General features: G+C 62.8%; 10 protein-coding genes. All 10 read right to left on the bottom strand.

Annotated elements, in window-relative coordinates:
* Positions 1-679 precede the first annotated feature (679 nt).
* The 10 genes from ACAX43_RS03805 to ACAX43_RS03760 all read right to left on the bottom strand — a co-directional run bounded on the left by ACAX43_RS03805 (position 680) and on the right by ACAX43_RS03760 (position 13,058).
* Complete coding sequence (locus ACAX43_RS03805; protein WP_370707061.1) at positions 680-1,888, bottom strand: ABC transporter substrate-binding protein; 1,209 nt, start codon at positions 1,886-1,888, stop codon at positions 680-682.
* Positions 1,889-1,971: 83 nt separating this feature from the next.
* Complete coding sequence (locus ACAX43_RS03800; RefSeq protein WP_370707060.1) at positions 1,972-5,583, bottom strand: molybdopterin cofactor-binding domain-containing protein; 3,612 nt, start codon at positions 5,581-5,583, stop codon at positions 1,972-1,974.
* Positions 5,580-6,086, bottom strand: a complete 507-nt coding sequence (locus ACAX43_RS03795) for a (2Fe-2S)-binding protein (protein WP_370707059.1) — start codon at positions 6,084-6,086, stop codon at positions 5,580-5,582. The genes ACAX43_RS03800 and ACAX43_RS03795 overlap by 4 nt, the downstream gene beginning before the upstream one ends.
* Positions 6,087-6,117: 31 nt before the next feature.
* On the bottom strand, positions 6,118-7,317 hold the full coding sequence (locus ACAX43_RS03790) for an amidohydrolase family protein (protein WP_370707058.1): 1,200 nt from the start codon (positions 7,315-7,317) through the stop codon (positions 6,118-6,120).
* A 72-nt stretch (positions 7,318-7,389) separates the two neighbouring features.
* The gene (locus tag ACAX43_RS03785; RefSeq protein WP_370707057.1) at positions 7,390-8,103 is read right to left on the bottom strand and encodes an ABC transporter ATP-binding protein; all 714 of its coding nucleotides are present in this window, start codon (positions 8,101-8,103) and stop codon (positions 7,390-7,392) included.
* Positions 8,100-8,909 carry an ABC transporter ATP-binding protein gene (locus ACAX43_RS03780; protein ID WP_370707056.1) on the bottom strand — a complete coding sequence of 270 codons (810 nt, stop codon included), beginning with the start codon at positions 8,907-8,909 and terminating at the stop codon, positions 8,100-8,102. Before ACAX43_RS03780 ends, ACAX43_RS03785 begins: the two co-directional genes overlap by 4 nt.
* Positions 8,906-10,846: an ABC transporter permease gene (locus ACAX43_RS03775; RefSeq protein WP_370707055.1), complete on the bottom strand. Its 1,941-nt coding sequence runs from the start codon at positions 10,844-10,846 to the stop codon at positions 8,906-8,908. The genes ACAX43_RS03780 and ACAX43_RS03775 overlap by 4 nt, the downstream gene beginning before the upstream one ends.
* Positions 10,847-10,863: 17 nt before the next feature.
* On the bottom strand, positions 10,864-11,448 hold the full coding sequence (locus tag ACAX43_RS03770; protein ID WP_370707054.1) for an amino acid synthesis family protein: 585 nt from the start codon (positions 11,446-11,448) through the stop codon (positions 10,864-10,866).
* Between the two features lie 102 nt (positions 11,449-11,550).
* The gene (locus ACAX43_RS03765; RefSeq protein WP_370707053.1) at positions 11,551-12,141 is read right to left on the bottom strand and encodes an amino acid synthesis family protein; all 591 of its coding nucleotides are present in this window, start codon (positions 12,139-12,141) and stop codon (positions 11,551-11,553) included.
* Entirely contained in the window at positions 12,117-13,058 is a 942-nt protein-coding gene (locus ACAX43_RS03760) for a UPF0280 family protein (RefSeq protein ID WP_370707105.1), read from the bottom strand. Before ACAX43_RS03760 ends, ACAX43_RS03765 begins: the two co-directional genes overlap by 25 nt.
* Positions 13,059-13,083: the final 25 nt, after the last annotated feature.

Raw genomic sequence — 13,083 nt, 5'->3', positions numbered from 1 at the left:
GCCCATTACACGGCAGGCCTGACTGACGTTGCCCAGTTGCCGGGCCAGCTCCAGCATCCCGACCTTGGCGCGGATAACTTTCTGTTCCTGAGTCATGGTGGACTCCTTGCGGTTTGCCGCGTGCGTTGTCGCTTCGGGCTACGCCCTTCGCGCCAGCGCACATCAGCACGAGAAACCGACCACTGTCAGATTTAGTCTAGTTCAATACACGTCAGCTCCCACTCCGCACTGCGTGCGTCGCGGACCGGTCTGCATGGGAAACCCGGCGCTTCGTTCAAAGACGGGGGGATCGGTTTCGCCTTGGCGAGGCACGGAACAGGCGCAGGTTTGATGAACTACGCTTCGGCGCGCGTAGCGCCGCTGGAAGTATGACGCCCTTGTCACAAGCGCCGAATGTGCGAGAACACAGATTCCACGGAGCCACTACCGTTGGCTGACTGCGGGAGCCGCTTAGCATTAGCGGTTTGAGCCGCTTTCTTTGCCTACTTTCTTTGCGGCGGCAAAGAAAGTAGGTGCCGCCCCGCACAGGGGCAACGCTAATAGACCACTAACAAAACAAGAAAAGGCTCAGTAAGTGCCGCCCCGCACAGGGGCAACGCCAATAAACCACTAACAAATCAAAAAAAGGCACCGCAAAAAAAGCACCCCCAAAAAAGCCGCCGCCAAAGGCAAAAAACCCTCACTCAACCGGCCGCAACTTCTTAACCTCAGCATCCGACGGCTGCACACTCGCGCCGTCGATATACCGATACGAAGTCATCACCCCCTTCCCATCCTTCAGGCCCGTCACGCCGACAAACGCCCCCATCGTCGACTGATTATCCTGCGCCCGATAAGTGATCGGCCCAAACGGCGTATCCACACCAAGGCCCTTGAACGCAGCCGCCAGCTTGTCCGAATCGGTAGAACCGGCTTTCTTGATCCCAGCTGCAATCGACATCAACGCGGAATATCCAACCACCGACCCCAGCCGCGGATAGTCGTGATACTTCGCCTGATAGGCATCCACAAACTTCTTGTTCGCCGCCGTATCGATCGAATACCACGGGTAGCCCGTCACGATCCAGCCAGTCGGCGCCTCGGCACCCAGCGGATCAAGATAGTCCGGCTCGCCCGTCAGCAACGACACCACACTCCGGTCCTTGAACAAACCGCGTGTATTGCCCTCCCGCACAAACTTGCCCAGATCCGCGCCGAACAGCACGTTGAAAATCGCATCCGGCTTCGCATCGGCGATCGCCTGTGTGACCGCGCCCGCATCGACATTACCGAGCGGCGTCGCCTGTTCGACTACAAACTGCACGTCAGGCTGCGCCGCCGTCATCAGCTTCTTGAACGTCGCCACGGCCGATTGCCCGTACTCGTAGTTCGGATACACCAGCGCCCAGCGCTTCTTCTTCAGCTTCACCGCCTCGGGCACCAGCATCGCGACCTGCATATACGTCGAAGGACGCAGACGGTACGTGTATTTGTTGCCGTCAGCCCAAACGATCTTGTCGGTCAACGGCTCGGCGGCGAGGAAGAAAATCTTCTTCTGCTTCGCGAAGTCGGTCAGCGCGAGGCCCGTGTTCGACAGGAACCCGCCGAATAATAATTGCACCTGCTCGCGCGCAATCAACTCCTGCGCGACGCGAATCGCGTCGCCCGGATTGCCGTTGTCGTCGCGCGACACCACTTCGAGTTGTTTGCCGAGCACGCCGCCCGCCGCATTCACCTGTTCGAGCGCGAGATTCCAGCCGTTTTTGTAAGGCCCGAGAAAGGCGGGCTGCGCCTTGTAGCTGTTGATTTCGCCGATCTTGATGGTCTGCTGTGCGCTCGCGCTGAGGGCAGCAAGCGATAGAACCGTTGAAACCGTGAGGCGAGAGATCCATCCTGCGCGCGTGGTCATGCGTTTCTCCGTTATCAAAAGGATTGCGGGAATGCGGGTCGTTTTTATCAAGCGTTGACACATTTCGCGATTCGTCTCGCGATTCAATCGGCTCGCGGTGTCGCACGGATTCGGGCGACGCTCGTCGTGAGGTCCTGCCATGCCGGCTTGCCGCCGGCGAATTGCTGACGCAGGTACGACACGAGCTCGGCGACCTGGGCATCGTTGAAGCTGTCGCGGTAAGCCGGCATCGTACCGAGTTCGGGGCGCGCAGGCGAGCCGATACCATCGAGAATCACGCGAATCAGGTTATCAGGCGTCGTGCTGTGCAAATTCGTGTTAAGCGCCAGCGACGGGTGCGCCCCGAACAATTGCGGCCCGCTGCCGGTGTGATGACAGGCTGCACACGCACCGTCGAAGAGACGTGCGCCGAGGCCTGTGGTCGCGCCCGTAATCGTGCTGGCCTGCTCGTACTGACGCGCCATCGCCTCCGGATCCGCGTTGGGCTCCAGGGGATTCAAAGACGCCAGATACGTGGCCATCGCGCGAATGTCGCTGTCAGGCAACGCCGCCAGATCGCTGACGACGGGCGCCATCGGTCCGGCCGCAACGCCATGCAGCGGCGCCTGACCGTAGCGCAAATAGCTGAACAGTTCGTTTTCGCTCCAAGGGACGGGTGCTTTCGAGAGCATGGACAGCGCGGGCGCTTCCCAGCCTTCCGCCATGCCGCCGCCCATGAAAGCCGCGCCGCTTTTCTCGGCGCCGAATGCATTGCGCGGCGTATGGCATGCGCTGCAATGGCCGAGGCCGTTCACCAGATACGCGCCGCGATTCCATTGCTCGCTTTGCGTGGCGCGAGCCGTGAATGGATTGCGTCCGAGAAAAACGCCGTTCCATGCGGCCATCAACGGACGCACGTTGAATGGATACGCGAGCTTCGTTTCCGGCGCACGGGCGCGCACCGGCGTTTGCGCCATCAGGTACGCGTAGAGGGCTTTCAGATCGTCGTCGGACGTGTTCTTGAACGACGTGTACGGAAACACGGGATACAGGCGATGCCCGTCGCGGCTGATGCCTTGCCGCATCGCCCGCACGAATGCTTCCAGCGACCACGTGCCGATGCCGGTCTGTCCATCGGGTGTGATGTTGGTGCTGTAGACGGTGCCGAACGGCGTATCGAGCGGCTTGCCCCCTGCGTTCGGCACGCCGTTGCGCGCGGTATGGCAAACCGCGCAATTGCCCAGCGACGCGAGCAGTTTGCCGCGCGCCACCAGTTCGGGCGCGAACGCGCTCGCGAGCGGCGGCGTAATCGGTGCAATGGCTTGCGGCGTCATCGCGAGTGCGCCGAGCCAACCGGCCGCGCCCGCTGCGAACGCGCCGAGAAAGCCAAGCCGCCAGCGCTTCTTTTTGCGTGCCGCCGCTTCTTCCGCCTGCGCGTCGGCGAGCGCGGCGCGAATCGTCTCCGGTGTAAACGGCGGCCTGCGAAAACGCACACCTGTCGCGTCGTAGAGCGCGTTGGCGATCGCCGCGGCACCGGGCAGCGAAGCCGATTCGCCGGCGCCCATCGGCGGCTCGCCGTGGCGCGGCATCATCACCACGTCGATCACCGGCACTTCACGGAACGTCAGAATCGGATACGCGCCCCACTCCTGGCTCGTTACAGCGTTCTCGCCGAAAGTCACGCGCTCTTTCAAAGCGCGGCTAGTCGCCTGGATCACATTGCCGTGCAACTGATGACGCACGCCATCAGGGTTCACCATCGTGCCGGTGTCCTGCCCGACCACCACGCGCGTCACGGCAAGCTCGCCGCTCTTGCGATTCACTTCGACCTCGGCCACCCACGCGGACCATGCCGCGCCGAAACCGGGGAATCTGCTGTGCACATAACGGGCATAAGCGAAGCCTCTGCCACGCGCGATGTCGCCCTCTTCCTGAGCATCGTTCAATGCGGCGTTGCGGGGTTGCCAGTTGGCCTTTTCCGCTACGGCTTTGATCAGATCGATTGCACGCGGATCGGTCAGATGCTTCAGGCGAAACTCGACCGGATCGACACCCGCTTCGGCTGCGAGTTCGTCGATGAAGGATTCATGCGCGAAGGTGTTCGGCAAGGCGGACACGCCCCGCAGCCACGACGCTCGCACGATCGGCGGTGTGTCGTCGCAGACGATGCGCATGGTGCGGTAGTCGTACGGTGGCACGGACGTGCGGTCGCCCATTTCAAACACTTGTGGCTGCGCGGAAATAGTTCCGGTGAGCAGCAGCGCCAATGTGGGGGCATCGTTCGATGGATAGCGCGTCGCGAAGTCGTATGCCGCGAGCTCGCCTTCGGCACCTAAAGCGCCGCGCACGTCCATCAATTGCGCGGCGCCTTTGGGTTCCCACGCATGCTCGTCTTCGCGCGATAGTTGCACGCGCACCGGACTGCCGGTTGCGCGTGACAGTAAGGCCGCGTCGGCGGCGACATCGTCCGCGCAATTGCGGCCATAGCAGCCGGCTGCGTCCATGCGCACGATTTCGATATGTGCTTCGTCGAGCGCCATTAGCAACGCGAGATCGGCGCGCAGCGAATGGGGATTCTGCGTGCCCGACCAGACTTTCAACTTTCCATCCCGGTAGTCGGCCACCGCGCACGACGGGCCAATCGATGCATGCATCTGAAACGGCCATACGTAGGTGCGTTCCAACGTTCGAGCAGGGTCTTGCGCGAGTGCTGCGTCGATATCGCCCTCGAGCACCAGATCGCGTCGCGTGGCCGGATTTGCTCTTAGCGCGGCTTCCACTTCCTCGCTGGTTTCGAGCGGCGGCAAACCCTCTACTGCTTTCCACTGCACATTCAACCGCTTCACCGCCTGCTGCGCGACTTCTTCGCGCTCAGCCACGATGCCGACAAAATCGCGAATCACGACCACCTTGACGATGCCTGGCAAATCGCCGACTGAATCTTCGTCGACATGCAGCAGGCTGTTGCCTACGAAGTCGCCCTGCGCAACGCCCGCATACGGCGGACGTACGACGCGCCCGTGCAGCATGCCCGGCACGCGCACGTCATGCACGAAGCTCAATTCGCCGGTAGCCTTCGCGGGAATATCGACACGGGGCGTGCTCTTGCCGACGATCTTGTACGCGTCAGGCGATTTCAAAGGCGCATCGGTGGAAAGCGCTAATTCGATGTGCCGTCCAGCGATCAATTCGCCGTAGCCCATGCCTTTTGCCGTGTCGTCGTCGCGGTTGAAAACCACACCGTCGCGCACGTCGAGTTGCTCTGCCTTTACGTTGAATCGCACAGCCGCTTGCGCCAGTAGAAACTGCCGCGCCTGTGCCGCTGCTTGCCGCAACGGCACCGCCGATATCTGGATCGTCGCGCTTGCAATCGTCGGCCCTTGATTCGGCACTTCGCTGGTGTGGCCTAGCACCATCGATACGTGGGTCAACGGCACGTCCAGCTCTTCGGCGACGATCTGCGCGAGCGCCGTGCCGATGCCGGTGCCGAGATCCACATGCCCGTTAAACGCCACCACGCTGCCGTCGTCGCGCACGACCAGGAACATATCCGCTTCAGTAGGCACGAATGACGAACGCGACCCCGGCTGGCCGATCGCAGGCTTCACCGGCGCTTGCGGCGCCCGCGTGACGATGAGCACATTCTGAGCGTCATAGAGCTGCTGCCGCGACAGCGGCGCGGAACGCCGATCGACGCTGAAATCCGGCCCTGTCATGCGCGCACTCCTTCATGCACGGCTGTTTGCGCGGCGAGCAATTCCGCGGCGCGCTGCACCGCGCGCACGATCTCGACATGCGTGCCGCAACGGCACAGGTTGCGCGACAACTCGCGCCGAATCGTCTCCACGCCTGGATGCGGGTCACGATCGAGCAACGCTTTGGCGGTCATGATCATGCCGTTCAGGCAATAGCCGCACTGCGCGGCCTGTTCTTCGATGAACGCCTGCTGCACAGGATGGAGTGCGGCACGCGTGCCTAGCCCTTCGAGCGTGGTGATCTCACGCCCCAATGCGACCTTCGCGGTCGTGACACAGGCACGCGTCGGTATGCCGTCGAGCAACACCGTGCACGCGCCGCACTCGCCGAGGCCGCAGCCGAATTTCGGACCGTTCAACGCGAGGTCGTTACGCAGCAGGTAAAGCAGCGGCGTGTCGGCGTCGGCGCTGACGAGATGCGTCGCGCCGTTCACCTTAAGCGTGAGGGCCGCCGGGCGGTTCATGACAGTGCCGGCCACACCGCGCGGCGCGCGTTCAAAGCACCGCCGGCACTTCGGTCGCCGGTGGTGTATTGCGGCTGCGCCGGCAGCGGATCAACCCGTCGATCATCACCATGCCGACGCCGGGAATATCGCCGAGCTGCACGCTTTCCAGCAAGGTATCGGCCGCCGTGTGCTGGGCGCGGTCCATGAATACCAGGTCGGCGGGACGGCCCACTTCGATCAGGCCTTGGCGCAGATTGCGTTGCCGCGCCGTGTTGCCGGTCGCGAAGCAGAAGGCGATTTCGGCGGGCACGTCGGCGAGGCTGGAAATCAGCGCGATCATCCGCAAAATGCCGAGCGGCTGCACGCCCGAACCGGCCGGACTATCGGTGCCGAGAATGATCCGATGCGGGCACTTCAACTCGATCGCGTGACGCGCGGTGAGCAAGGCGATCCGCTCATTGCCGTTGTGAACGATCTCCAGTGCGCGGCTCGATTGCTCGCACAGATCGCAGACATGCCGATAGGAAAGTGAGGTATGGCCGCCGTTGATATGGCCGATCACATCCGCGTCGGCCGCGAGCACCACGTCTCGATCGATCAGACCCGAGCCGGGAATCGACGGGCCACCTGTGTGAATCGTGCTTTGAATGCCGTACTTGCGGGCCCATGCGACCATCTGTGCCGCTTCCTCGCCGCCCTTCACGCTGCCAAGGCCGACTTCGCCAAGCAGCTTCACGCCCGCTTCCGAGAGCTCCTTGAAGTCTTCCTCGACCATGCCCTTCTCGATCACCGGCGCACCCGCCATGACTTTCACACCACCGCCGACGCCCGCACCGCGCATCCCTTCGAACGAACGTTGCGCGGTAATGGCAAGCGCCTTTACGCCGAGCACGTCTTTCGGACGGCCAGGCAAATGCACCTCGCCGGCGGAGATCATCGTCGTCACGCCGCCATTCAGACTCGATTCGATCCAGCCCATCTGATTCTGGCGCGGCGTCCAGTCGCCGAACACCGGATGCACGTGCGAGTCGATCAATCCAGGAGCAACGGTGGTGCCTTTGCAATCGACCGTGGTCCGCGCGCCCTCCAGGTTGCAGTCTTTCTCCTTGCCGACAGCGACGATCACGCCGTCGTCGATCACCAGCGTGTTTGCGTCGAGAATCGGCTGGTCGATGTCGCCGGATAACAGCAGACCGATGTTCGTTACCGCGACCTTGCCCGACAAGCCTGTCAACGTCTCTGCTGCCATCTGCTTCTCCTTTCGCAACGACTACCGGGCGACGCTGCGTGCATATCCTGCACGCTTCGTGCGCCGATGAAATCACACGCTCAGATAAGCGCGCCTGACTGTTTCGTTCTTTGCGAGTTCAGCGATCGTGCCGCTGAAACGGATCTGTCCTTTTTCGAGGACATACGCGCGGTCGCTGACCAGCTCGGCGAAGTGCAGGTTCTGTTCGGACAACAGAATCGACAGTCCTTCGCGCTTGAGTTCGAGAATCATGTTCGCCATCTGTTCGACGATCACGGGCGCAACGCCCTCGGACGGTTCGTCGAGCAGGACCAGATACGGATTGCCCATCAGCGTGCGCGAGACGGTGAGCATCTGTTGCTCGCCGCCGCTCATCTGGCCGCCCGGGCGTTTCGGCATTTCGCCGAGATTGGGGAAAAGGCGGAACAGCTTGTCCGGCGTCCACTGCGGCGCACCTTCGCGTGGCGGCTGGCGGCCGGTGTCGAGGTTCTCCATCACGGTCAGATCGCCGAACACGCGGCGGTCTTCCGGCACGAAGCCCATGCCCATGCGGGCGATCCGGTACGGCGGCAACGTCGCGATGTTTTGCCCGCGAAACCGCACTTCGCCCCGACGGCGCGGCAGCAAACCCATCACGGCTTTCATCGTCGTCGACTTGCCCGCACCGTTGCGGCCCATCAACGCCACCACTTCGCCGCGGCCGACTTCGAGGCCGACATCGAACAGGATGTGCGCGCGACCATAGAATGCATTGAGGCCTGAAACTTTCAGCATCGGCTCGCTCATTGCAGCGCTCCTGGTCCTGGGTGACCGCCTGCCGCTTCGTGCAGCGGCGCGCGTGGCTTGAAGGTCTTGCCGGTGCCGAAATACACTTCCTGCACACGCGCGTCGTTGCGGATCGTCTCGGCGTCGCCTTCTGCGATCAGCTTGCCGCGTGCGAGCACGATCATGCGATCGGCGTACGCGAATACAACGTCCATGCTGTGCTCGGTAAAGAGCACGCCGATTTTGTGCTCGGTGACGAGGCGCTTGGTCAGCGCCATCAACGCGTTGCGCTCCTTGGGCGCCATCCCGGCAGTGGGTTCGTCCATCAATAACAGCTTCGGGCGGTTGGCCAAAGCGATAGCCAGCTCGACACGCTTGACGTCGCCATAAGCAAGCACGCCACACGCGCGGTTCGCGTCGGCGGCCATGCCGACCTGTTCAAGCAGCGTCATGGCTTCATCGGCGTAGCGCGAGCCGGCCGGTTTCCACAGGCCGAAGGTCTTGCGTTCGCGCGAGACCAAGGCCATCTGCACGTTTTCCTGCACGGTCATCGAATTGAAGGTCGCGGCAATCTGAAACGTGCGGCCGACGCCCAGGCGCCAGATATCGCGTGGCCGCATGCCGACAAGTTCATGCTCGTCGAGCCGAATCGAACCGGACGACGGCTGCAACTGTCCGTTGACCATGTTGAAGCAGGTCGACTTGCCCGCGCCATTCGGACCCAGCAGGGCCAGCAATTGCCCGGCTTCGAGATCGAAGGACACATCGTCGACCGCCTTCAGTCCGCCGAACGATTTGGAGAGACCGCAGACGCGCAGCAAGCTCATAGCCCCTCCTTGATCGCGGCGCCTTGTGAAGGTGACGTAGTGCTCTTCTCGCCCGCATCCGCGTTGTCATCGCCGAAACGCTCGCGGATGAAGCCCACAATGCCTTGCGGAAACGCGATCACCAGCAGCAGGATCGTCAAGCCCAGCAGCGCTTGCCAATAATCGGTTTGCCGCGCGACCGTGTCTTGCAGCCACGTGAACACAGCCGCGCCGACGATCGGACCCGTGAGCGTCTGCAGGCCACCGAGCAGCACCATGACGAGGCCATCCACTGAACGGCTCACGCTGATCACTTCCGGCGAAATCGTCCCCTTGGAGAACGCATAGAGGGATCCGGCGAGTCCGCAAAAGAGCGACGCAACGATAAACGCCGCCCACTGCACACGCTTCACGTCGATGCCGATCGCCTCGGCACGCAAGACCGAATCGCGCGACGCCCGCATCGCGTATCCAAGCGGCGAGAACAGCATCTTGCGCAGCAGCCACACGCCGGCCACGGCGCATGCGAGCGTCAGATAATAAAACGCCACCGGCGACGACAGCCAGTTCGACGGCCACAAGCCGAGAATGCCGTTACTGCCGCCGGTCACGTCGTCCCACTGGAACACGACCGACCAGACGATCTGCGCGAACGCAAGCGTCAGCATGGCGAGGTAGACGCCGGAAAGACGCACGCAAAACCAGCCGAACACGAGCGCACCGGCCACTGCAAGCAAGGGACCGAGCAGCAACGCGGCTTCCATGGGCAGATTCAGGACTTTGAGGAATAACGCGGCGCCGTATGCGCCGAGGCCGAAGTAGGCAGCATGGCCGAACGAATGCATGCCGCCCGGCCCCATGATGAAATGCAGACTCGTCGCGAACAACACGGCGATCAGAATTTCGACCAGCAGCACGGGCATGTAGGGAAACGCATTGGCCGCAAGCGGCGCGAGTACCAGCACCAACAAAGCGATGGTGGCCAGCCATTTGAGACGCTTGCCCGCAGGCCTCAACGGCGTTTCAGGCGCGGCCATGCCGCGCACCGCAGCACTCGCCTTCCCTAGCAAACCCCAAGGCCGCACCACCAGCACAACTGCCATCACGACAAACTCGGCGACCAGCGTAAAGCGGCTCAACGACAATCCGACGCCGAAGATCGTCACATGTCCGATACCAATGCACAACGCCTTGATCTCCGCGATCAGCAGCGCGGCGACGAAGGCGCCAGGAATCGACCCCATCCCACCGACCACCACCACGACGAACGCATTGCCGATCGTCTCCAGATCCAGCGACAGATTCGCCGACATTCGCGGCCCTTGCAGTGCGCCGCCCAAACCGGCGAGAAACGCGCCTACGAAAAACACGCCCGTAAACAGCCATGCCTGGTTGATGCCGAGCGCGCCGAGCATCTCGCGGTCCTGCGTCGCGGCACGCACGAGCGTGCCCCAGCGCGTGCGCGTCAACGCATACCAGAGCAGCAGCAACACGACCGGACCGATTACGATCAGCGCGATATCGTAGGTCGGCAACGCATGACCGAGAAATTCGACTGCACCCGCCAGATGCGGCGCACGCGGTCCGAACAGATCTTCCGGGCCCCACAGCCACAGCGCGGCGTCGCGAAAGATCAGCACCAGCGCAAACGTCGCCAGCAAGTGAAACAACTCGGGCGCCTGATAAATGCGCCGTAAAACGATCATTTCGACCAGCGCACCCAGCACGGCGACCACCAGGGCGGCAGCCAGCACCGAGAGCCAGAAGCCCCCCGCCGTATGCCCGAAGCGGCTCGCAATGCTATACGCGACATAGATGCCGAACATATAGAACGAGCCGTGCGCGAAGTTGACGATGCGCGTCACGCCGAAGATCAACGACAACCCGGCGGCGACGAGAAACAGCGTCGACGCGTCGGCGAGTCCGTTGACCAGTTGTACCAGCAAATTCGAAAGCATCGCGACCCTTGAAAAACTCAACGCAAACCGTCTTCGCCCTTGATCTCACTGACCTGCAAGCCACCAATGCGCGGCAGCGGCCGGCCCGAGGCCGTCACCGCCACCGCCACGACGATTTCGTTGGCGCGTGGCGCGTCTGAGACTCGCGCCTCGATCGCATCGAAATGACTGCGCACGAAGGCCGCGTCCTTGTGTCCGAGCGGCACGTCGATCGCGGTGCCGAGCGTGCCCATTTTCTTCGCAGACGGCACCAGCGCCGCGCCCTTTTCGACCGCTGCCCGCAGCGGCGCGCCGAGCCTGGGATGCAGGATCGCCGCCGCATGCTCGAGCTCGCCCGCTTCGCCGACGATCGCCGCCTTGCCGTAGCTTTGCGCTTCGCCCGGCTTGATGCCGAGCGCTTCGACGCATTTGTTGCCGAGCAATGCGCCCAGCTCCTCACCGGCTTCGATCAGCGCGTCGAGCTTGGCCTCGTAGCGGCCCGCGTAGGGATTGTCGATCACCGCGATCGCGACGGCACGGCGTGCCGGCGGCTCGACGGTCTGACCCATTTCAATGCGTGTTTCATCGACCTGCACGACCAGTTTGCGCAGCTTGATTGCCATTTTGCTCTCCGGGTTTCGATGCGTGTTCTGCTTGCCTGCTTGCGCTCATTGCTTCAATTCAACGCTTCAACGCTTCAACGCATTGCGTGGATCAAGCGCTGTTCAGCGCAAACCGTCCTTGCCCACAATCGCCTCTTTCGCCAGGCCGCCGACGCGCGCATGCACACGCTGGCCGGTGCTCATCACGAGGATATACACCAGTTCGTCCGCGGTGGGCGCACCGGGCACACGCACCTCGATCGCATCGAAATGGCTGCGCACGTAGCTGGCGTTGACGTGCGTCAGCGGCACATCGAGCGCGGTGGAAGGCGCGCCGACTTTCTTCGTCGACGGCACGATTGCGTTGGTCGGTACGCCGTTTTTCTCCAGCAGCTCGCGCATCGCATAGCCGCCGGGGACATGCCACAACGCGCCATGCTCGAGTTCACCGCGCGAACCGATGATCGCGCCCTTGCCGTAGCCTTCGATCGATGCGTGCGGCACGGCCATCGCCGCGAGCAGCCGCTGCGCCATGTCGAAACCGATAGGCTTGAGGGCTTCCATCGCGTGTTCGATTCTGGCTTCGTAGCGGCCGGCGAACGGATTCGTCATCACCGCGGCAATTGCGCCGCGCCGCAGCGGCTGCGCAGGCGCGGGGCCGAACTCGTGAAAAATGTCTTCAACGTGCGTCAGCACGCGGCGTATTTCGAACACGGAGCCTCCGTTGTTATCTGGGTGTAGCGCGTACACAACCCGCCAATTTGATGAGCACCACCGGCCACGCGTACTCGCCCCTGCAGGAACAGCGCGGCGCCTTCGATCAAGCCTTGTTCCTGCAAATGCTGCGCGGCTTCGATACCACGAGACAGCGCAAGATCAATCAGCGGTTGCGATAAAGACGGCACGTCGACAGTCACGAGCATGTCGCCGAGATCGCTATCGTCCTTCAACGAAGAAGCCGGACGGCGCGCGATACCCGCATGCTCCAGGTTGACGGCGTTGGCGATCACGGTCGCGGCAGCATCGGCGGTGGCGGCGTCGCGGGCGAGCACGGTCACGCTGTCGGCGATACCGAGACTGAAGCTGCGGCCACGCCAGCCGCTCGTCGCGATGCCACGAACCGGTGTGGCGGCGTCGAGCGTCAGGTTGGCGTCGAGTGCTTGATCGCCTGCCAGCTTCTCGCCCGAGAACTCCGCCAGATCCGCCAACACGCCGATGCGGTACTGCTGCCCTTCGGTTAAATATAGCGCGATGTCGCCACCGTTGTTGATGAAGGCGCGCGAGATGCCTTTACGGGCGAACGCCGTGATCAATTCGTCCGCGACGCTGCCGGCAACGGCCGCCATCGGCGTGATGTAGCGCGCGCGGTGCGGATGACATGCGCGCCACATGCGTCGCGCAACCGGGCCTTTCAATGCGCAATCGCCATGCGCCGCATTGCCCGGCACAGGCTGCCGAAGCAGCTTCAACTCGCCGACGAACTCAGGCAACACGTCGACAAAACGCACCCAGCAAGCCTCATACGCGGCCTGCACCACTGCTGGCTCACCGTCCGCGCTCAGGATCAGGTCGATCGGTCCATGCTGCCAATGCCAGCGGGTCGCGTCGAGCCGGTTGCGGGTTGCGTTCATCGTGCGGATCACGTTCGCCACGTTC

It is taken from the genome of Paraburkholderia sp. IW21, from assembly GCF_041321145.1.
Taxonomy (GTDB): Bacteria; Pseudomonadota; Gammaproteobacteria; order Burkholderiales; family Burkholderiaceae; genus Paraburkholderia.
Note: the sequence above shows the minus strand (reverse complement) of the source record. Positions and strands in the feature narration are given on the sequence as shown.